Below are 19,881 nucleotides of genomic sequence, written 5' to 3'. Positions count from 1 at the left end.
CGGTTCCTGTCCGGCATGCAAAAAAGCAGGCGCACTTCACTCGTCGTGAGTACGCCCCGCCTGTTTGTTCAGCTCGTCAGCCATCGCTCGGTTTGCGACAATAGCTCCCCTATTTTCTGGTCGCGCACCACAAAATCCGCCCAGTCATCGAGCGGCGTCGGCTCCTGATTGACAATTACCAGTCTCGCCCCGCTTTCTTTCGCTCGCTGGGGAAACCAGTTAGCCGGACTGACTGTCAGCGAGGAGCCGAGCACGAGGAACAGCGAAGCGCTCTCAGCCCACTCGACGGCTTGCTCAACCTGCGTCGGCGGCAAAGCTTCTCCGAACAAGACGACATCGGGACGGACAAAGCCTCCGCACGCACACCTAGTCCCGTCTGCCTGCAAATACCGCTCGCTGGAATAGCGCTCCTGGCAACGAATGCAGCTAACCGTGCTCAATGTGCCATGCAGTTGCGCCACTGCCTGGCTCCCTGCCCGCTGGTGAAAGCCGTCTACATTTTGCGTGATAATGCCTTCGACCAGCCCGCGCTGCTCCCATTTTGCCAGCAACTCGTGTCCTGCATGCGGCTGGCAGGCCAGCAACCCTTCGATCCGCTTGCGGTAAAAAGCGGCGAACTCGTCCCGGTTCTCGCGCATCGCTTTCGTGCTGGCGAGCTGCTGGGGGTCCAATCCGCGCCACAATCCGGTCTGGGAACGAAAATCAGGCAGACCGCTTTCGGTAGACATGCCTGCACCTGTAAAGACAATCGTTCGAGGTGATTGTTGCAGCCATTTGGCCAGCGACTCCATCTGCATCCCTCCGCTTTTTTGCTCTCATTGTAAAGGAAGAAAAAGGAAGTGTACAGCAAATAAGGAGTCTTGTGTCTCGTACGTTAGCTAATACGTTCCGGCATATCCATATTGCTGCGGATAAGACGCCTGAGGCTGTTGCTGGAGCTGAGGCTGGCTGGGCGGGTAATACGTGTACCCGGACAGTTCCGGATAGTGCGTGTACTGTCCGTACTCCGGCGCCTGGGCATAAGCGGCGGCATCGTAATAATAGGAGCTTGTCGGCCATTGGCTGGAATAGCCGTAGTGCGGAAGCTGGCTGGACGGGCTGTTCCATTGGTTCGTGCCTTGGTTTGCGCCCGGATTCGAGCCTTGGTTCGCTCCCGGATTCGCCCCTCGCTGGCAACCAAGCGGCGGACCGATGACAACGGTTCGGGGGATCGGAGCAAAAGTGTCCTTGACCTTCGCTTCGTCCAGGCAGTACGTGTGCGCCCATACGCTTGCCGGGGTCAGTCGCAGGATGTCGGAGCCAAAGATCACTTCCGGCACCGGAGCGTCAAAAACGGCTATCAGATGCGTATCGTCCGTCAGGGCAATCTCGTAATGCCACCAGCCCTGCGGCACATTCGCCACTTGCCTCGGCTTGATATGGAAAGTAAGCAACTGGTTCGTGAATGGATTAATAATGGAAACGGCTGCCTCGCCGGACACACAGTAAACCAGTTCGGAAGCGTTTTGATGAATATGTGGCTCAATCACGTTTCCAGTCGTCAAAAAGATGTCGAGCAGCGAAGTGTTGCCCAGCGTGTTCAACTGCTGGATGCCGAGAGAATCGATGAAGTTGCCCGCGTCTTTTCGAAAAAACGTGTTGTTGCGCATATCGTACGTAAATTGCGTATTCGGCGAAGTATAGTCCCGATAAGTGGTAGCCATCTGTCCCGTCTTCCCTCCAACGTTCTGGGTATATGTCTCATAGGTATCCATATTCCCGAACGCCCAGTTGGTGCGCCTATGTTTTCAACGAGGCAGCCTGGATTCAGCTCGCACGGCTCGTTGCATTGGCACTCCCTCTCCTGATCGGCATATCGTAATAAGAGTCGCGCCAAGTCCTCATGGGAGGTGAGTGGAAGTGGCCACCTATTTCGTCTCGGACATTCACGGCCAGAACCAGGCATTTCGCAGAGCATTGCGCGATGCCTCCTTTTCCCCGCAAACGGGAGATCGTCTCTATGTGATCGGCGATATGATCGACCGCGGCCCGGAATCGAAGGAAGTGCTGTTCGACCTGTTTACCTTGCAAAAGCAATATCCAAACCAGGTCTTTCTCCTGAAAGGCAATCACGAGCAGATGCTGGAGGATTGGCTGAAAGGACAAGGAAACCCGGAGCTGTACTTGCGTTACAACGGCGGAGATGCCACGATCCGTTCGCTCTTGGGAAACCACCCTCTGCGCCGGGCTTTTCTCCATTCCATGCCATCCAACGCCGAACAAGAGGAAGCTCGACGGCTGATTCAGAGCGAGTACCCGGGACTGTTGCCCGCCTTGTCCGCCTTGCCGTTGTACATGGAGCTTCCAGCCGATCCGCAGACGGGAGCGCCCGCTGTTCTGCTCGTCCACGCGGGCATTCGTCCCGGCATTCCGCTGCGCCAGCAAAATCCAGAAGATCTCCTGTGGATTCGCGAGCCCTTCTACCTTTATTATGAAGGAGACAGGCCAATCGTCTTCGGTCATACCCCGGTGCCTCGTTTGCCTGACTATGAAGGCTATGGTCCCTGGCGGCGCGGCAACCTGATCGGCATCGATGGCGGTGCCGCTTATCGGCGAGGAGTATTGTTGGTAGAGTGGCCCTCTCTGCAATCGATCTTTGTCCCTGTTGGCGACGTCCAGCCTGCCATGCAAGTACGCGTCATCTGACGGCGACACTACCTGTAGCCCTAGCGCTTCGGGTAGCGCCTCTATCCTGTTTTTGGTACAAGCACAAGCCTTTCCCTTTGAAAAATTGTTACTTTTTATAATCTACTTCCGAATCGTAATATGGTAAGATATGAACGAGGTGTTGTTATGAAACGTCAACAAGTGATGGAACAATCCATGTTTGCGGCTTGGGGCCTGTCCCTGATTGCCACGGCTGGAAGTCTGTTTTTTTCGGAAGTATTGAAGTACATACCGTGTGATTTGTGCTGGTACCAGCGCATCCTGATGTATCCGCTCATCATTTTGCTCGGAGTGGCGTCCGCGAAAAAGGACTACAAAATGTCCTCGTACGCCTTGATTCTCTCTTTGATCGGCGGCTGCATCTCCCTCTATCATTACTTGATCCAAAAGGTTCCCTTCCTGCATGAGCTGGGCAACGCTTGCGGCATTGTCCCCTGCAATACGGACTACATCAACTGGTTCGGGTTTATCACCATTCCTTTTCTGGCGCTGGTCGCATTTGCTTTGATCAGTATTTTGCTGTTCATCGTCATGAAAAACGCAAAGGAGAATTGATGCATGAAAAAGATTATTTTCCTGTCTATCCTGGTAGCAGCACTCCTGATCGGCGCGATTGTGTACTCGGATATGTCCAACCGCCAGGCCGCTGCCGGCAACCCTTACGGCAAAGCCAACCTGAATCCGGCTACTATCGAGCAATTGCAAGACCCGCTGTACGACAACCTGATCATGCCGGACGAGCTGAAGAGCAAGATCGCGGGCAAAGAAGACTTGTACGTCTACTACTACAGCCCGCTGTGCGAGCATTGCCGCGCTACGACACCTGTTTTGGTGCCGATCGTCAAAGACATGCAAATCGACATGAAAAAGCACAACCTGCTCGAATTTAACGCAAGCTGGGATGATTTCCAGATCGAGTTCACCCCGACTCTCGTTCACTACAAAGACGGCAAGGAAGTAGCTCGTCTGGTAGGCGGCCACGAAGCCGACCAGTGGAAGAAATGGCTGGAAGAGCAGAAAAAATCATAGCGGACAAAAGGCCCCGGACGCGAAAGCTCCAGGGCCTTTTCTCGTATCGGTGACAAAACTGTGAACGAAAACAGCCAGAAATAGCCCGAAAGAGTCATTAGGCTTTTGGAAACGAATGCTTATAATGGATACTGGGTATATTCCAGGAAAACGGAGGTAATGGTGTTGACCCTTATATACTTGACCGAGACCTTTGGCTTTCGGGCGACGTGGAACCCGGAGCTTTTTCTGTTGACGGCTCTGATCGGACTGGCTTACTTTTCCTTGACAGGACCTTTGCGCCATACTTTCCCTGACGCCAAACCTGCTTCGCTCAAACAGAAACTATCGTTTTCCCTCGGCTTGCTGCTGTTTTACTTCGGCATGGGCAGCCCCTTGAATGTCGCGGGCCACTTTTTGTTCAGCGCCCATATGCTTCAGCAGTCGATTCTCTATCTCGTGATGCCTTTGTTGCTGTTGGCCGGCACACCGCCCTGGCTCATGCGCTTCCTTTTTTACCGCAAAGGGTTGAAAGGGTTTTTGCGCGTGGTCAGCCATCCGATCCCTGCCGTCCTTTTGTTCAATGCCCTATTCTCGTTTTATCACATGCCTGTTATTCTAGACATGACGATGAACAATTTGGCGGCGCACAACCTGATTCACCTGTTGCTCCTGGTGACAGCTCTTTGGATGTGGCTTCCTGTAATCGCTCCCATCCCGGAGATCCATCGGCTGTCCGAGCTGCAAAAGCTGGCTTATATTTTTGCCAACGGCGTGCTGATTACGCCAGCCTGTGCGCTGATCATTTTCTCCGAGTCGGCGCTTTACGAGACGTATGTAAACGGGCCTTCCATGTTGTGCGCGCCGTTTTTCTCCGCTCCGATCGACAAATCGATGTTCGCCGTTCCCCTGCCGCCGTTGGAGGATCAGCGTCTGGGCGGAATCATCATGAAGCTGTTGCAGGAATTGACGTACGGTTCCGTGCTCGCTTACGTCTTCGCAGCCTGGTACCGGAGAGAGAAAGACCAGCCTGACGATGGACTGATGCCGCAGTAACCGTCCGCGAGTTGTTCTGCCTCGCCATTTGAAAAAGGAGGAATCCGGCGTGCCACTCACCCCAACTGCCGCCACTCGACTCAGACGGCTCGTGCTTTTGTTGCCGCTCTTTGTCCTTGCCGCTCTCATCGCTTCGTGGCTTTGGCTCACCCCTTCGGAGGTTTCAGCCAAGTTGCCGGATGCACAGCTGCAAACTTTGGATGGAGCCGCCTACTCCCTCTCTCCCAAGCCGGGAACCGTCCGGCTGGTCGAGCTGATTTATACTCGCTGTCCCGATATTTGCCCTACCACCACGATCAAGATGGTGCAGTTGCAAAAACGTTTGCAGGAAGCGGGGGTTATGGGAAAAGGCGTCGACTTTTTGACGATCACGATCGATCCGCAAAACGATACGCCTGACGTGTTGCGCTACTATGCCCGACAGCTCGGCATTGCAGAAGACGGCTGGACGATCTTGCGCGGCGACGAAGAGACGATTCGCACGGTGACGAGTTCCCTCGGCTTTTTTGCCAAAAAGACGGATGACGGGTTCATCTCCCACACGTCAAGCACCTATCTTGTCGATCAAAACAACGCGGTTATTCGCAAATTCGGCATGGGGGAAGAATTTGATCCCGAGCAAATTTATCAAGAGTTGTTGAACTTGAAGAAGGAAGGGTAACGCAAATGAAACGCTTTTTCACGCTGTTCCTGTCCGTGCTGACCGTTCTGGCTGCGGCATGCTCCAACCAGAATGACCAGGGGATGGAGGCTGCTTCCGGCGCCCCTGTGGACGCCGCATTTACGCTGGAACCAACGGAGCCTGTAGCTGGAGGCACGATTACGTTTTCGGTCAAGGTGACCCAGGAAGGAAAGCCGGTAGATGATGCGCGCGAAGTATCGTTTGAATGGTGGAAGGATGGCCAGGAAAAGCATGAGACGATCCCGGCAAAGCTCGTAGCCGACGGCGTCTATACGGCGCAGCAGACGATCAGCGAGCCTGGCTCCTACTTTGTCTACTATCACGTCACCGCCCGCGACTTCCACAACATGCGCAAAACACCGTTTACGGTAAAAGCGGCAGACAGCAACTCCCCTGCTGGCGCTAACGCCACGGAGCAGACGGCAACAGGGCACGAGCATCACCGCCAAGCCGCTTCCGGTGAAGCGCATGCGCCAAGCGGAGTCGATTTTCACCTCATGCCGCCAGACGAGCTTGCAGCGCAGTCAGAAGCAGCGATGCTCGTTCACCTGATGAAAGACAACCAGCCGTTCTCAGGCGGCACGGTCAAATTCGAATTTTGGACGGGAAATGAGGCCAAGCACAGCTTCGTCGATGCCAAAGAAAGCAGTGCCGGGCAGTACGAAGGCAAGCTGACCTTTCCCGCTGCTGGCGACTACACCGTGAAAGTCCATCTGGAAAAAGGCGATATTCACGACCATAAAGATTTTGCGGTCACCGTCAAGTAACAGCGCGCTGCCCTGCTTGCGGCAAACCGCAAACAAAAACGGCCATTCCCTGAACGCGGGAAGGCCGTTTTGTTTTGATCAGCATGTAAAGTAAGCAATCCGATCCAGTTCCAAACCGTAGTATTCCCAGCGGTTTTGTCTCCAGCGATAGCCAGTCACGGATGTACGGCCTATGAAAACAGGGTAAAACCAGAAGGAACGGCCATTTTTCAGCCAAATATACGTATAGCGATATAAGCAGGGATAGAAGCCGCCCGGTTCAATTCGCCTTGTTCCCCCATACCCTCGCGATCCCGGTGAGCTGGGCGTCCTTCCTGGGGGTGGACCTGGTGGTGGCGGAGGAAAGCCTCCAGATGAACCTCCGGGTGGCGGCGGCGGCGGTGGATAACCTCCTGGGGGATACTGATATGACATGACGTTTCACCTCCTACAAGTCTCCCTATAAGAGATGCAGCAAACGCACAGATGGACTGTGCGTTTGCCCGCGGTCATTCACCTATTTTTTCCGCTACTGCCTCTGCCTGCTTGTGTCGCGCTCATGAAAAAAGACGGTGCAATCGCACCGTCGCTGACTGTATTAATAAGGCCGTCCACCCATAATGAAGCGGTATTCCCAATGCGTATTTTTGAAGTCGGTCACTTTCACTCCGCCGGATTCTTTCGAAAACGTATGCAGCAGCTTGTTGTCGCCCATGTAGATGCCTACGTGGGTAATGCTTTGCTTCGGCACATTGATTCCTTTGTAATCGGATTCCTTGTAGCCTTTATACGCCATGAAGAAAACGAGGTCGCCTTTTTTCAGCTTGTTGATATCCGTGGTGTACGTGCCATTTTTTTTCACAAAGTCGGCTTGCGAACGCGCTCCCCCATTGCCCATGTCGATATCGGCACCATCGCGGTACGCCCACATCGTAAATTCGGAGCAATCCATCGTCTTTTTGTTGGAACGGGTCGAGCTGTATTCATAAGGTGTGCCCAAATATTTTTTGCCTGCCGCAATCACGTTATCTGCGATCTCGCCAGAGTTGGAGCCTTCCTCCTGGCCTGGGTCCGGAGTCGGGGTCGTGCCTGTCCCGTTGTCCAAAACGGCAATTCGGCGCGCACCTACCAACTTTTTCGTATAATCGCTGACGTTTTTCAAAACGACTGCGTCTTCGCCCTGCGAAGAGTATATGTACTGGTCATTTCCGATATAGATGCCCATGAAGCTCGGCTTTCCTTTCCCATTCGAGGAAAAGAACAGCAAGTCTCCTGGCTCGATTTTGTCGGCAGAGACGGCCTCTCCCGCCTTGTACAACTCATCAATCGTGTCGTCGATGGTCAGCCCGGCTTTTTTGTACACATAAGTGGCCAAGCCTGCTGAACCGAATGAGTTGGGTCCTACTGCCCCGTACTTATAGTCCTTGCCGAGCAACGATTGTGTCAGCTTGACAATTTCCTCCGCTTTCACAGAAGATTGTGAATCCACAGTCTTAGCTGCTGCCTGTCCACCTTCCGCGAACAGAAGCAGGGATGTACTTAGCATGACGGCGACAGTCGACTTTTGCAACCAATCTCGTTTCGTCATTCGTTCTCCTCCTGGCTGTGTTTTTCCCAACAGATTGGGTACAAACCCACTTTACTGGAAAAAGCGTATGTGTATAAGTCTGTAAATCTTTCCAATTGAGGATTTGATTACATAGTCGGATGACCATAGCCCTAGCTTTTGCCCGCTTCGGAATCACTCGCCCCTCTCTTCGCTCTCACGGCAAAAAGGCCCTTGTCCGCTTTTGGGACAAACGCCTGCCCGGTTTTGTTTGGTTACGCCTGCTTTCGATTCGGCAGCTTTCTGCGCGGGAGTTTGCTGCCCGCTGTCACCTTGCGCAAAAACTCCACCGTTTCTCCCATTTTCAGCTTGTGGGAGCCTTTGACCAGTATGGTAGTGTCCGGTTTCACGCGTTTGGCGAGACTGCGGTGCAAGACTTCCTTGTTTGCGCAATGCATCACCCGCTCTGCCGGAAAGCCTGCGCGAATGGCCGCACGCGCGATATGGCGGGCACTGCTGCCGAACGTATACAAGTAGTCTACATTTTTGCTGCTCAAATACTGCCCGACTTCTTCATGTCCCTGTACTTCGTATTTGCCCATCTCCAGCATGCTCGCCAAAACAGCTACTTTTGTACCGTGTTCAGACTGGCTGAGGACGTCGATTGCCGCCTTGGCTGCATCCGGGTTGGAGCTGTACGTGTCGTCGAGAACTTGCACGTTGTTGTTCAGGCGATAGCAGACCAGTCGTTTTTTTTGCGGCTGAAATTGGCGCAATCCTTGCCGGATATCCGCGAGCGGTATGCCGAGCGTGTGCGCCACGGCGATCGCTGCCAAAGCATTGTACACGTTATGTCCTCCCAGCGTCGGGATGAAAAACGCCTCGCTTTGCTGTCCGATCTGGCAGACAAAAGAGATTCCGTCTGCCTCCATCACGATGTGCTCCGCCCGATAATCGGCTTCCTGCTCGATCCCGAACGTGACGAATCTGCCAGCAAAGCTTCCTCTGAAAGGCTGCCCGGCAAATCGGCGGGAGTAAGGACAGTCCCGATTGATAAACACGGTTCCTGTCGGCTTCATGTTGCGAATCAGCTCCGATTTTGCCATCGCGAGGCGCCCTGCCTTGCCTTCAAAGTTGCCAATGTGCGCCGTGCCAATATTCGTAATCACGCCCATGTTCGGTTGAATGATCCGGCAATGCTGTTGAATGTGCCCGCTTCGCAAGATTCCAAACTCAAGCACAGCCGCCTCGTGCTCGTCCCGCAAGCGTTTGACATGCGCTCGCGTATTGCCGAGAAAATTTTTGTTGTACATCGACCGATACGTGGACATACGTCTATTCAAGATCGCGAAGATCATTTCTTTTGTCGTTGTTTTTCCCGCGCTCCCTGTGACTGCGATCACTGGCTTGTTCAGAATCAGCGTTTTTTGCGGCCTGGTTTTTCCTGCCTTTTTCTTCACTGACAATCCCCCCTCTGCCTCCCTCTCCCAATCAGCTTTCCTATTGTATGAGCGGCTGAGACAGCCTGTATAGACCGTCATCTATGAAAACGTTCCGCTTCTATCCAAAACAAGCAGACAACTTTTGGAATAGAGTAGATGGGAGAGGTGAAGCCAATGAACAAGAAAGTCACGATCGCCGCAGTAGGCGATATTCTCATGTGGAAGAATCAAGTGGCTTGCGCCAAGCTGGCTTCAGCCGATCAATATTCCTTTGCCGATATGTTCGCCCCTGTTGCTCCGCTTTTGACAGGTGCCGATCTGACCATTGGCAATCTGGAGACGACCTTTTCCGGAAAGAGTCAACCTTATCAGATCGGCTCGGCGCGCACAGGCTACCCCAGATTCAATTGTCCTGACGAGCTGGCGCGCGATCTCAAACAAGTCGGCTTCGACCTTTTGACGACCGTAAACAACCACTGTCTGGACGGAGGGCCAAACGGACTTTTCCGCACACTGGACGTGCTGGATCGCCACAAGCTCGCTCACACAGGCACGTACCGCTCCTTGCAAGACTCGACCGTCCCTTTGATCCAGGAAGTAAACGGAATCCGCATCGCTGTGCTCGCCTACACGTACGGCACGAACAAGCAGGTCATTCCCGATCACATGCCGTGGCTGGTCAATCTCATCATGCGCGATGCCATTTTGCGCGACATCGCTTCCGTTCGCCCGCTCGTCGACCTCGTGATCGTCTCGCTGCACTTCGGCGTGGAGTTCCGCTACACTCCGACCGCCAATCAGCGACTGCTCGTCCAAAGCTTGCTCGACCACGGAGCAGATGTCATTCTCGGCGCGCATCCTCACGTCTTGCAGCCTGTCGTCGCACCGACCGCCACCCTGGCAACTGGAGAGAAAAAACGCACACTGGTCGCCTACTCGCTGGGGAATTTCACTTCGGAAAAAATGCTCAGCTTCGATCAATCGCAAATCGGTGCCATTCTGCGCTTTTCTGTAGAAAAGGAGGCAGAGGGTCGGGTATCCATCGGGCGAATATCCGTCATTCCCACCTATTGCCAACGTTACACGTATGGCGGGCGCGTCCGTTTTCGCGTCGTTCCCATACGCTCCTATTTGAGGCGTCCCGACATCCACCTCCCGCTCATGCAGCGAAAAAAACTGCGCCTGATGTGGGACCGCGCTGTTCGCATCATCGGCCGGAAGCCAGGCATTTTGATCGAGTAGGAGGGAGCGTCTCGTCCTTGCTCCCTCTGTTTTTTTATAGCTTTGATAGCATGGAAAAATGGAGAAAAAGCAAATTATTCAGAAGAGACATCCGAACGGTCTGAGCTGAATCTATAGCCAAGGAAGACATCATACCAGCAATGGGCTGATCAATAGTCATGTGCGGGGTATGCCCGTTTTGCCAGCCGACTGGAATACAATCTGGTTCGCTCGTCCGTGTCCAAAAGCGGCTAGTTCTTTCTTCCCACCATGAAAAAAGGGGTGCGACTGCCAATGGCAATCACACCCTTTTCTATTTGCGTTCGATTACAGCACGCACTTTTGATAGCCTGCCGCCGTCTGCTCGGAGGCCCCCTCGTCTGCTTTGCTCGGCTCTGTCGCCAACACTTGTTTCAAAATCTGGGTGGCCCGCTCCAAATCCAGACCTTTGACCAGCGCAATTTCGCTGCTTATCAGCTGTTGGGCATTATCGAGCATCAGCTTGTCGCTCGTTCCCAATATTTTCCCTTTGCTGATCACCCATAAATCCCGAACCACTTCCGCGTGCTCATGAATATCGCCACGCTTCATTTTTTCCGTGTTCAGCTTGAATCGCTGTGCCGCATTCAGCGCGGAGTCAGGGCTCCTTTCTTGCATCGCTGCCAACACATTGTCCAAAATGTCGGCATCTACAATCATCCGAATCCCCAGCGCGGACATCTTTTCAACGGGGACCATGATATTTAACTCTCTTTGCAGCATATGGAGCACATAATAGAGGTGCTTCTCACCCAGAAACTCTTTTTCCTCCATGGCGTCAATTACGCCTGCCCCGTGCATCGGGTAAAAAATCTTGTCTCCAACCTGAAACATACGTCCACCTCCTACAATGCGATCTTCTCCATTATAACACAGTTATTGATTTTAAAATTTTTAATTTTATCATGCACATTTATTTTAAGTCAATATCTTCTTTTGGATAAAAATACATAAACTTTTGTGAACAAGCCAGACAGACGAAAAAGCCAGGGACGGTCTACCGACTCACGTCGCTTTCGACCATTCCTGGCTCTTTTTTTGCCCGCCCCATTTGAACACGAGCATGCCAACGATCACAACCAGTACACCGCTTAGCTGCTTCCATGTAAAAGGAACTTGGGTCAGCCCCATCCATCCCAACGAATCCCACAGCAGGGCAAAACTGAGCTGCGAGGTCAAGGCGATGGAAACGGCAAGCGTCGGGCCCAGCAGGCGGATTCCTTGTACCAGGCAAGTGACCACTCCCACCCCGATCAGCCCGCTAAACCAGTACCACGGCTGCATGTTGCGCCATTCCCACAGCTTTTCCCCCTCAAACAAAAGACCGCACACGAGCGAGGCCAAAAACCCCATCCCCAGCACCAAAGTCGTCGTCGTCCACGACCCAGCCCGCTCGTTGACCTTGCTGTTGAAAACATTTTGCAAGCTGACCAGTGAGCCGGCCACGATCGCGAGAACAAGTCCTGCAAGCATCGTATTCCCCCTCCTACGCGTATAAATGCGGATTGGCTACTTTTTGCAAGCCTTGTCTGTCTTTGATCAACAAATGCGTCTTCTCGCGCTCGACCAATCCAGCTTGACGAAACTGCTGAAGAACGCGATTCACGTGGCGAGAGCTGGTGCCGATCAGGTTGGCTGCGTCGGACAGGCTCGCCGAGCTTACTTGTCCTCTGAGGCTAGAATCCCCGTCCTCAAAGCACACCGACAACAAATAACTCGCCAGTCGCACTTCTACCGGGTACAGCAAGTTGAAGCTTAAATCGTTCGACTTGACGGTAAATTTTTTCGTAATAATCTCCAGCAAAAAGTGTAAAAACGGCGCATGATTGCTCGCGTATTTTCTCAGGAAACGGAAAGGCACGGCAAGCAGCACAGACGGTGCTACCGCCTCAACGGTGTTCATTGTCTCCATTTCCCGCACGTATTCAATATCCCCGATCACCTCAAGCGGCGTCTTGAACGACAGGATCAGCGTCTTGCCTTCCTGCGAGTTTGTAAATATTTTCAGCTTCCCGCTCACCAGCACATAAAGCGTGTCCGCGCTCGCTCCCTGGGAACAAATAAGCTCTCCTCGCTCCAAATAGCAAAGCGTCATATGCGCCTGCAGCTCCTCGGGGAAAACCGTTTCCAGCTGATACGCCTGCAAATAATGGTTTTGCTCTTCACGATCTTGCGTTACTCGCATGACTGGCTCTTCCCCCGCTTTCTGCTCTCTATCCCCTTGATGATCCGATCAAGCTTTTAGTATGACCACTCCTGCGATCATCAAGCCGATTCCGACCACGTGCGGCCACGTTACCTGCTGTTTCTTCACTCCAAACCAGCCCTTGCTGTCGATGAGAAACGTCAACCCAAGCTGTGCTATCAGCAGCGTCGAAATCGTCAGTGTCACTCCGATCTGTTGGATCGCAAAGACATTGCCGAAAATAATGACGGCGGCAAAAGCACCGCCAAACCGATACAGCGGCTTCACTTGCCGCAGTGCCTGCCAGTTTGCCCTTCGGCTGGCGAGCAGCACGAAAAGAGCGGCGACAAAGCCCGTCAACTGAGTCAATGTCGCGGCTTGCCACGTTCCGATGTCGTAGCTGATCCGGGCGTTTGCCACTCCTTGCAAAGTGAGGAATGCCCCTGCGAAAAATGCAAAAAGGATGCCTTTCAATTCCCTCTCCCCCATTCCCTCCTTCATTAAAAAACAGATGCAGGCTTGCAGGGAAGGACATATGTCCTGAAAAAGAAAGAACCCTCGGATTGATCCTGAAGGCTGTCGATGTTGGTTTAGGAAAAGCGGTTGAGAGGGCCGAACTTGCCGCTGCATTTCCCCTTTGATCGGTTACTGCTCCCGATTCCCGTTCCCGGTTTGAACGTCACTTGCAACTTGCAGCTTACAGTTCGTCCCCTGCTGGATACGAGCGGATTGCAGCTCGCCACGGGCTTGTTATCCAACTCCTCACGGGCGTTTTTGCCTAAATTTTAGCATTTTAACCAAAAACCCGTTACTTTTTTCCTGTTCATACGACATACTCAATGTATGCCATTTGTAAAAACATAGGAGGAAGTATGAACAGGAAAAAGACCATCTTGGCACATGGCTTGGCCCTCACGCTGAAGTCGCGGCAACACCTGGCTTTGCCGCAGCTGGACACAACTGCTTTGCCCACATTTTAAGCCGTAAGTTTTGCGCACAACACTCAGGAGGAGATTCTTATTTCTACACGTAAACGGTTGTTCATGTATATTGTTTTTCTGATCATTGCGGTGTTCATGCTCGATGTTATTCTGTACTGCGAGCAGCTGTTGAAAGAAGAGGCGGCGCTTACTTTCGAACGCTTACCGTTTCTCCTGTTCACCACTTTATACCCTGTTCTCATCGGGCTGGTTTTTGCCCTGCCGACCTTTATCCAGACATGCGTGACAAAAGGAAGCTGGACATTCGATTGGCTGCCTTTTACCGTGCTCGGCATTCCTGCTCTTCTCATCGATCTGATTTTTCTCGTTTACTTTTATCCCGTAGGAATAGATGTGCCGCTGTCTTTCTTCGCTGAATACGGAAGCCAGGCTTCGATTATTTGCGGTCTGGCGTTTGGCTATCTTGCTTTGTCTTGCTGGAAAAAGAAAGCGGCGGCGGCTGTTTTGTCTCTGTAGACAGTGTTTCGTCAGAATCGCTTCGGTTCAAGAGTCTATGAATCGAAGCGATTCCGCTCTTCCCTATCCCCTGGAGCAAAGGAGACGAAACATGAACCGTCTGGATTTGATCTCGTATGTTTTTCCTAACAAGCATGCTGCTGAAAAAGAATGGTGCTCCTACTTTTCCCAATTGCTAAAAGAGGTTCCCCACTTCCGAGAAGCTGACCAGCTCCGTCCTTTGTTTTCCGGCTCGGCAATGCCGGCAACAGATTTTCGCACGGGAGATGCAGCATTTCCCGCCATCGTGTTTCATTCGCCAAAAGCGTTTAAGCTGAAAGTGGCAGATTTGCTTATTTCCGATCGCAAATCTGCGGGTATCGAGCTGGCAAGTTTGAACCGTTTGCACGCGGAGCTACCCCAGACGCAGGAACAGTCTGCTGGCATCGACATTTCCCAGCTATATCATCAACTGAAAGGCAGGCTGACAGGAGTCGATCATACGGGAGTCAACATCCCGGTTACGCTCATGCCACGTCCAGAATGGGATAAGTTCCTCGCCACGCTTTCCACCGTTTGCAACTTGTACCGCTACCCGGATGAAGACTGGCCGTTCATTATCCCGGCGGAAGCGGAGGAACATGCGACAAACATCACGGATTTCTCGGTGAAACGAACGCCGAAGTTCGAACTGGTCTACGATTCGTATACCGCCAAGCCGCTTTTTCAGTTTGCCTTGGAAACAAATATATCGCGCGAAGAAATGGAGGCGCTATTTCCCGCCCCCAACGGATTTGCCATACCGGGACTGGAAGAGATTTTTCGCTGCGTCGCCATCAAAAGCCCGTGGGATCATGGGCTGGGCTTCCGCTTTGATTTGTACTACAAATCGGAAGGAAAGGGGCTGTCCGACTGGGAGACGGGCGAATGGCTTATTAAAAACGGCGGAAAAATTTGCGGGTAAGATTTATGCAGACCAGGGTTTTGGGGTTTTGGGGTTTTTGGGCTTCCGGTCTGTTTGCCTTGTGTGGTATGCCTGCCGTTTTCAGTCGAATAACAAAACTAACAAATGCAGCTTCGGCCACACAAAACGTAAAAAGCCACTGAGAATTATGGATAGCAGGTGAAATACGATCATTTTCGAGCCGATTATTATGAAAAATTCCATGTAACCACCTCTTTGCTCTCTAGCTCTCGCTCACCTGACTGGCAGATCATCTCATTTTCCTTTCCAATGCGCGTATTTTCTTCATTTCTTCTTCATCAGCGGTGGCAGAGTAAAAATTACTATTTATTTCTATAATCAAATAATTGATTGCATGCTTTTTACTGTCAAGTGGAACGATCACGACAGCATCCTCGTAAGACCCTATTAGATTGTTGGAAGTATAAGCATTTCTATGCTCACAAACTTATGACAATTTATTCATAAAATAAAACTATATATGATTGGAAAAATATGGTATATTGAAACAGATGTTACCGATAGGAGAGGCAGGGGAATCACTATGTTCAAAAACACTGTTTTTTCAGCATTAGGCGTAGCGTTATTTGCTACCATCCTGACATCTCAGGTTCAAGCCGCAGAAGTAAACTTGCCGGCAAACGATGGCAAGAGTGCGCCAACTACCGTTCGTTGGCAGGCAGACTCCTCCTTTGCTGCTAAAGCGAAAGGATGGAGCTCCGAGGAGAAATGGATCAAAAAATCTTCTGCTGTCCCGCAAGGTTGGGTCGTCATTCGCGAAGATCTCGGTTCAAAACTAATCAAAAATACAGCAGGCGCGCCATTTGGCGAGGAATTGCGAGTCAGCAAATACTCTCCCGTTCCGGTAGGATGGGTCGTTTTGCGAGATGAAGTAGCTGGCAGGGTGATAAAATGCACAACAGGAGCTTCTTATCGCCAAGAGTTCACTGTCACCAAATTCTCTCCGATTCCAACTGGCTGGGTTGTCTTGCGCGAGAATTATGACAGCAAAACAATCATGAATGCCAACGGCGCTCCTTATGGAACCGTATTGCTGGTCAGCAAATATTCTCCGATTCCGGCAGGATGGGTTTACGACGGACAACAGGTTACTGGCATGTACATTAAAAATATGAATAAATAGAAAACAATTCTGATCAAGCATATCAGAGAACAAGAACTGATGGATAAAGTATGAACTGTGACCCATAAGATGGGATGCCCCCCCTTGTGGGTCGTTTGTATTTTAATCAACCTAATCAGAACAAAGCGGGGAAAAATTTATAGGCAAAAAAGGGCAGTTAAAAGATTCTTTCGGAGCATGAAATCGGTTTAACTCCTCAATTATTAAGTCAGTATCCCTCATTCTCGCGTTTTCTTCGTTTTTCATTTTCTTCAACCATTTGATAGAGTAAGCAGGTAAAGGTCTAGTGTCACCTAGGTCGAAGAGAGGCAAACAGCGCTAATCATTACTCTTGCTATACTTTTAAAACAAATGGCTTCACTCGTTGCTGTTCTACAGCCTTTCCAAATTCTACGGGCGACAGGTCATGCAAACTCCCGCGAATACGGCACTGTCTTGAGCATTTTTAAGCTGCAATATTAGGTAAAATACAAGGATTTCCATTGACCTGTCGGGTATTTACAAAATAGTCCCTATCCTTTCACAAGGTGAGGACTATTTTACGATTACGTTTAGTACAAGGTAGAGCCTATTTTCTTTCGTTTGCTCCGATGGAACTGTTCTTCCAACCGGAGCCAATGTCAGCTTTCCAGCAGCCGCCGGAGTCATATCTCCAGATTAGGTCTTCTTGGAGATCGTTACCCGAGAGAGGTTCAAAGGTAGAGCCGCTCTCCAAACTCTATGTTGAACTTCTTCAGGCCAGGGCCAGTAATTTGTTATCTATAGTCATACATGCCTTATTGAGAATGTTTTGTAATAATATAGAAACAAACTAAAGAACCAAGAGCCCCTCCGGCAAGTAAGCCTAGTATGGGAAGAGGACCATCTAGAAAAAACATTCCGATCACTTGCGAGACAAACAAGATTAAGATAGTGATTTGTAAAACAACTTTCTTATCCATTTTCGCACCTCGATCCATAGTCGTTGAAGGCTTAAAAAGCCATTGTCCATACAGACTAATGGCTTTTTTCTAATTATTTAATATCCACTCACTAAAGTAAACTTCGTATTCGTCCAATTTTTGTAATACATCACTTTCTGGGCCGACGCAAGGTTACCAGCAACTTCTGCACTCGCTTGCAGACGAGCATTAGTTGCATATGCAGCTCCAGTAATAGCCGCTAGCGTACTCGTAGTCGCAGCCCCTGCATAAACTGCTTGCACCCATCCTGCTGCGCCAACCGGGAAACCTGCTACAAGAGCTATAGCTCCTGCGATAGCAACCACCCAAGCGGTAACTTCTGGTATATATTTTGAACCCTTCATGTCGTTCATTATGCCTTGCTCGTAATCATCGATATACCCTTGAAATTTACTTAGACTTCTAGCATTGTTTCCGTCTTTAGTGTTTCCTTTTCCTTTAACATATTTGTGAGCCTTTTCGCTTAAAACTTGTACAGTGAAAGTACCATCAGATAAATCCTCATTATAGTAATTATCAAACGCACCAGCAGCTTCTACCGAATTAGCTAATGCTGACTTAAAACCTTCTCTATCAATTTTTTCTTTGAGCTTTTCTGCAGTATCACGTATTTCTTCCACCTGCTCGTAGGTAATACCCTTCGACTCTTTGAAATTTTCCGATAATATATCGACTTTTCCCTCAACTATGTCTACGATGCTCGAAGCATCCCTTTTCGAACGTATGGTACTGTTAGAATTCTTTCCTTCTGTTTCTTCTTCCACAATCCTTTTAACTTTAGCTTCTCCTGTCTCCAAATCATTCATTGAGTCCTCATAGATGTATTTTGTAGCCAAATAATTTCCATCTATATCGAAAATATCTTCCTTCGAATGCACGATTGCTTCAATTACGGACCCCTCTTTAATCACTTTGGTATTCGATGTAATTTCCTTATATCCAGTTACTTCGAATTCTCCATCACTGTCTATCTCAAACGTTTTCACTTTCACTTGTTCTGGTGTCTCGTAAATTTGTTTAGCACTTTCAGCTTTTACAGGCGGCACAGACATTCCAACAATAAAAGTTGTGTAACACAAGAGTGAACATAGAGTAGTTTTTAATAATCTCATTTTCTTCATTAATGCATCCTCCTTTTATTGGAAACATATCAATTTTATTACATATTACCTAATTTTGTAAATAACTTTCTGTATGTTTTGAATTCCTGCCTTATTGACCCATTAAAAATCGGCTTTCGTTTTAGGTTTTATGTATGACGGATTGTAATATTAAAGTGCGACACCTAAACGTAGGAAAAAAAATGGCCCCCCAGCTGCTTTCTCACCGCCAGAAGGCTGCTTGCTTTACAAGTATCTTGTGATCCACTCTCGAATAACTGGATGACTTACATTGACCGCTTCACCGCCCGAAACATTTTCCTTAACGCTCCCACGTGTGACGTTTACCGACGTACGCTGTGCTGTAAATCGCATGGTAAAAGTGCTTAATTTTGCAGCAATTACTTATGCAGGTTAATGTAACTGGATTTGACATGGAGCGGTGTGTATGATAGGCTTGTCAGCCGTTACGACCCATAGAGGCTCCATGTCAAATCCAGCATATAAATCACTTCTTGCTGCATATTGATAAAAAATTATCGCAGCAAAATTCGGCACTTTTTGATTGCCAAACACATGTGCCACAATCCCGATAAGATCCCCGTACTCGTTCACAACGGCCCCACTACTATTACCCGGCTCCACTGGCACGCTTATCTGATATGAAAAAAGGTTCAAATAACAGAAGTGCAATTACGAAAAAACTCCCTCGTTTGGGTGATTTCGGACGCTATCCTTGTGCGACCAGATATTCAGCATCAGGCACCGGAAACAAAGCTTGCGCAGAAAAAGGATGTGATTGATTTTCTGTCAATCACATCCTTTTCTCCTACCTGCCCTGCGTCTGCTTCGTCCGGTAAAACTCATTGAACAGCTTCATCAGCGCCCGCTTCTCGATGCGGGATACGTATGAGCGAGAAATCCCCAACTCGCGGGCAATTTCGCGCTGTGTCTTTTCTTTGTCCTGATCCAGACCAAACCTGCCGATGATGACTTCTTTTTCGCGCTCATCGAGAATATGGATGTGCTGATAAATCTTGTTTGATTCCAGTTTGAGCTGCACAGCATCGACCACTTCGTCGGTTTCTGTGCCGAGCACGTCGATCAGCGTAATTTCGTTCCCTTCTTTATCGGTCCCAATCGGATCGTGCAGGGAAACGTCTTTTTTCGTTTTTTTCAGGCTTCGCAAATGCATCAGGATTTCATTTTCAATACAACGCGCTGCATACGTAGCCAGCTTGGTGCCCTTTTCCACCTGGTAGCTCTCGATTGCCTTGATGAGGCCGATCGTGCCGATGGAAATCAGGTCTTCGCTGTCTTCTCCGGTGTTTTCAAACTTCTTCACAATATGCGCCACCAGCCGCAAATTGTGCTCGATCAGCTTGTTGCGGGCATACGGGTCGCCTTTTGCCATGAGGCGGAGGTACTTTTCTTCTTCCGTATCCTGAAGAGGCTGGGGAAACGCATTGTTCTTGACATAAGCAACAAACATAACCAGTTCTTTAAACACAAGGGAAAGCGCCGCAATGATGCTGGACATGGCTGCCACCTCCACGTCTATATAGCTTACTCCTATCCTTATGTGGGCGAATACCCAGATGTGCAAGTACCACCCGAAAACAGCTGTTGTATGTTGCGGGGCTT

General features: G+C 50.2%; 20 protein-coding genes. 10 read left to right on the top strand and 10 right to left on the bottom strand.

Going from position 1 to position 19,881, the window contains the following annotated elements; all coding sequences use genetic code 11:
• Window positions 1-68: 68 nt before the first annotated feature.
• On the bottom strand, window positions 69-791 hold the full coding sequence (locus tag HP435_RS10220) for an NAD-dependent deacylase (RefSeq protein ID WP_173598599.1): 723 nt from the start codon (window positions 789-791) through the stop codon (window positions 69-71).
• Between the two features lie 87 nt (window positions 792-878).
• Entirely contained in the window at window positions 879-1,703 is an 825-nt protein-coding gene (locus HP435_RS10215) for a cupin domain-containing protein (RefSeq protein ID WP_122964153.1), read from the bottom strand.
• A gap of 196 nt (window positions 1,704-1,899) precedes the next feature.
• Between HP435_RS10215 and HP435_RS10210 the strand changes: the two genes are divergently transcribed.
• The 6 genes from HP435_RS10210 to HP435_RS10185 all read left to right on the top strand — a co-directional run bounded on the left by HP435_RS10210 (window position 1,900) and on the right by HP435_RS10185 (window position 6,219).
• On the top strand, window positions 1,900-2,685 hold the full coding sequence (locus HP435_RS10210; protein ID WP_122964154.1) for a metallophosphoesterase family protein: 786 nt from the start codon (window positions 1,900-1,902) through the stop codon (window positions 2,683-2,685).
• A gap of 147 nt (window positions 2,686-2,832) precedes the next feature.
• Window positions 2,833-3,261, top strand: a complete 429-nt coding sequence (locus tag HP435_RS10205) for a disulfide oxidoreductase (RefSeq protein WP_063231328.1) — start codon at window positions 2,833-2,835, stop codon at window positions 3,259-3,261.
• 3 nt (window positions 3,262-3,264) lie between these two features.
• On the top strand, window positions 3,265-3,735 hold the full coding sequence (locus tag HP435_RS10200) for a thioredoxin family protein (RefSeq protein WP_122964156.1): 471 nt from the start codon (window positions 3,265-3,267) through the stop codon (window positions 3,733-3,735).
• Window positions 3,736-3,900: 165 nt separating this feature from the next.
• Window positions 3,901-4,770 carry a cytochrome c oxidase assembly factor CtaG gene (gene ctaG, locus HP435_RS10195; protein ID WP_063231423.1) on the top strand — a complete coding sequence of 290 codons (870 nt, stop codon included), beginning with the start codon at window positions 3,901-3,903 and terminating at the stop codon, window positions 4,768-4,770.
• A 49-nt stretch (window positions 4,771-4,819) separates the two neighbouring features.
• A complete protein-coding gene (locus tag HP435_RS10190) occupies window positions 4,820-5,431 on the top strand; it encodes an SCO family protein (protein WP_173598600.1) in 612 nt (203 codons plus the stop codon).
• A 5-nt stretch (window positions 5,432-5,436) separates the two neighbouring features.
• Window positions 5,437-6,219: a FixH family protein gene (locus HP435_RS10185; protein WP_173598601.1), complete on the top strand. Its 783-nt coding sequence runs from the start codon at window positions 5,437-5,439 to the stop codon at window positions 6,217-6,219.
• A 577-nt stretch (window positions 6,220-6,796) separates the two neighbouring features.
• Here the strand turns inward: HP435_RS10185 and HP435_RS10180 are convergent.
• Both HP435_RS10180 and murF read right to left on the bottom strand, forming a co-directional pair.
• Complete coding sequence (locus HP435_RS10180) at window positions 6,797-7,786, bottom strand: C40 family peptidase (RefSeq protein WP_122964159.1); 990 nt, start codon at window positions 7,784-7,786, stop codon at window positions 6,797-6,799.
• A gap of 233 nt (window positions 7,787-8,019) precedes the next feature.
• Window positions 8,020-9,210 carry a UDP-N-acetylmuramoyl-tripeptide--D-alanyl-D-alanine ligase gene (murF, locus tag HP435_RS10175; RefSeq protein WP_254223384.1) on the bottom strand — a complete coding sequence of 397 codons (1,191 nt, stop codon included), beginning with the start codon at window positions 9,208-9,210 and terminating at the stop codon, window positions 8,020-8,022.
• 150 nt (window positions 9,211-9,360) lie between these two features.
• Between murF and HP435_RS10170 the strand changes: the two genes are divergently transcribed.
• Window positions 9,361-10,428 (top strand): CapA family protein, encoded by a 1,068-nt coding sequence (locus HP435_RS10170; protein ID WP_173598602.1) that lies wholly within the window; start codon window positions 9,361-9,363, stop codon window positions 10,426-10,428.
• A gap of 306 nt (window positions 10,429-10,734) precedes the next feature.
• Here HP435_RS10170 and HP435_RS10165 read toward each other — a convergent pair whose 3' ends face one another.
• From HP435_RS10165 to HP435_RS10150, 4 genes are all read right to left on the bottom strand, one after another.
• Window positions 10,735-11,280 carry a CarD family transcriptional regulator gene (locus HP435_RS10165; protein ID WP_122964162.1) on the bottom strand — a complete coding sequence of 182 codons (546 nt, stop codon included), beginning with the start codon at window positions 11,278-11,280 and terminating at the stop codon, window positions 10,735-10,737.
• Window positions 11,281-11,451: 171 nt separating this feature from the next.
• The gene (locus HP435_RS10160) at window positions 11,452-11,919 is read right to left on the bottom strand and encodes a DMT family transporter (RefSeq protein WP_122964163.1); all 468 of its coding nucleotides are present in this window, start codon (window positions 11,917-11,919) and stop codon (window positions 11,452-11,454) included.
• A gap of 13 nt (window positions 11,920-11,932) precedes the next feature.
• Window positions 11,933-12,631, bottom strand: a complete 699-nt coding sequence (locus HP435_RS10155; RefSeq protein ID WP_122964164.1) for a Crp/Fnr family transcriptional regulator — start codon at window positions 12,629-12,631, stop codon at window positions 11,933-11,935.
• A 48-nt stretch (window positions 12,632-12,679) separates the two neighbouring features.
• Window positions 12,680-13,105, bottom strand: a complete 426-nt coding sequence (locus HP435_RS10150) for a DMT family transporter (protein WP_122964298.1) — start codon at window positions 13,103-13,105, stop codon at window positions 12,680-12,682.
• 569 nt (window positions 13,106-13,674) lie between these two features.
• Here HP435_RS10150 and HP435_RS10145 point away from each other — a divergent pair.
• The 3 genes from HP435_RS10145 to HP435_RS10135 all read left to right on the top strand — a co-directional run bounded on the left by HP435_RS10145 (window position 13,675) and on the right by HP435_RS10135 (window position 16,175).
• On the top strand, window positions 13,675-14,088 hold the full coding sequence (locus HP435_RS10145) for a hypothetical protein (protein WP_173598603.1): 414 nt from the start codon (window positions 13,675-13,677) through the stop codon (window positions 14,086-14,088).
• A gap of 91 nt (window positions 14,089-14,179) precedes the next feature.
• On the top strand, window positions 14,180-15,031 hold the full coding sequence (locus tag HP435_RS10140) for a hypothetical protein (protein WP_173598604.1): 852 nt from the start codon (window positions 14,180-14,182) through the stop codon (window positions 15,029-15,031).
• 544 nt (window positions 15,032-15,575) lie between these two features.
• On the top strand, window positions 15,576-16,175 hold the full coding sequence (locus tag HP435_RS10135) for a hypothetical protein (RefSeq protein WP_173598605.1): 600 nt from the start codon (window positions 15,576-15,578) through the stop codon (window positions 16,173-16,175).
• A gap of 1,018 nt (window positions 16,176-17,193) precedes the next feature.
• Here the strand turns inward: HP435_RS10135 and HP435_RS10130 are convergent.
• Window positions 17,194-18,258 carry a hypothetical protein gene (locus HP435_RS10130; protein ID WP_063231315.1) on the bottom strand — a complete coding sequence of 355 codons (1,065 nt, stop codon included), beginning with the start codon at window positions 18,256-18,258 and terminating at the stop codon, window positions 17,194-17,196.
• 808 nt (window positions 18,259-19,066) lie between these two features.
• Window positions 19,067-19,777 carry an RNA polymerase sporulation sigma factor SigK gene (sigK, locus tag HP435_RS10125; protein ID WP_063231313.1) on the bottom strand — a complete coding sequence of 237 codons (711 nt, stop codon included), beginning with the start codon at window positions 19,775-19,777 and terminating at the stop codon, window positions 19,067-19,069.
• Window positions 19,778-19,881 lie beyond the last annotated feature (104 nt).

The sequence above is a fragment of the Brevibacillus sp. HD3.3A genome (assembly GCF_013284375.2).
GTDB classification, from domain to species: Bacteria; Bacillota; Bacilli; order Brevibacillales; family Brevibacillaceae; genus Brevibacillus; species Brevibacillus parabrevis.
Note: the sequence above shows the minus strand (reverse complement) of the source record. Positions and strands in the feature narration are given on the sequence as shown.

Excerpts from the sequence above, each read along its gene's own strand:
- HP435_RS10220 (WP_173598599.1), bottom strand. The coding sequence starts at position 791 with ATGGAGTCGCTGGCCAAATGGCTGCAACAATCACCTCGAACGATTGTC.
- HP435_RS10215 (WP_122964153.1), bottom strand. The coding sequence starts at position 1,703 with ATGGCTACCACTTATCGGGACTATACTTCGCCGAATACGCAATTTACG.
- HP435_RS10205 (WP_063231328.1), top strand. The coding sequence starts at position 2,833 with ATGAAACGTCAACAAGTGATGGAACAATCCATGTTTGCGGCTTGGGGC.
- HP435_RS10200 (WP_122964156.1), top strand. The coding sequence starts at position 3,265 with ATGAAAAAGATTATTTTCCTGTCTATCCTGGTAGCAGCACTCCTGATC.
- HP435_RS10185 (WP_173598601.1), top strand. The coding sequence starts at position 5,437 with ATGAAACGCTTTTTCACGCTGTTCCTGTCCGTGCTGACCGTTCTGGCT.
- HP435_RS10180 (WP_122964159.1), bottom strand. The coding sequence starts at position 7,786 with ATGACGAAACGAGATTGGTTGCAAAAGTCGACTGTCGCCGTCATGCTA.
- HP435_RS10170 (WP_173598602.1), top strand. The coding sequence starts at position 9,361 with ATGAACAAGAAAGTCACGATCGCCGCAGTAGGCGATATTCTCATGTGG.
- HP435_RS10165 (WP_122964162.1), bottom strand. The coding sequence starts at position 11,280 with ATGTTTCAGGTTGGAGACAAGATTTTTTACCCGATGCACGGGGCAGGC.
- HP435_RS10160 (WP_122964163.1), bottom strand. The coding sequence starts at position 11,919 with ATGCTTGCAGGACTTGTTCTCGCGATCGTGGCCGGCTCACTGGTCAGC.
- HP435_RS10155 (WP_122964164.1), bottom strand. The coding sequence starts at position 12,631 with ATGCGAGTAACGCAAGATCGTGAAGAGCAAAACCATTATTTGCAGGCG.
- HP435_RS10145 (WP_173598603.1), top strand. The coding sequence starts at position 13,675 with ATGTATATTGTTTTTCTGATCATTGCGGTGTTCATGCTCGATGTTATT.
- HP435_RS10140 (WP_173598604.1), top strand. The coding sequence starts at position 14,180 with ATGAACCGTCTGGATTTGATCTCGTATGTTTTTCCTAACAAGCATGCT.
- HP435_RS10135 (WP_173598605.1), top strand. The coding sequence starts at position 15,576 with ATGTTCAAAAACACTGTTTTTTCAGCATTAGGCGTAGCGTTATTTGCT.
- HP435_RS10130 (WP_063231315.1), bottom strand. The coding sequence starts at position 18,258 with ATGAAGAAAATGAGATTATTAAAAACTACTCTATGTTCACTCTTGTGT.
- sigK (WP_063231313.1), bottom strand. The coding sequence starts at position 19,777 with ATGTCCAGCATCATTGCGGCGCTTTCCCTTGTGTTTAAAGAACTGGTT.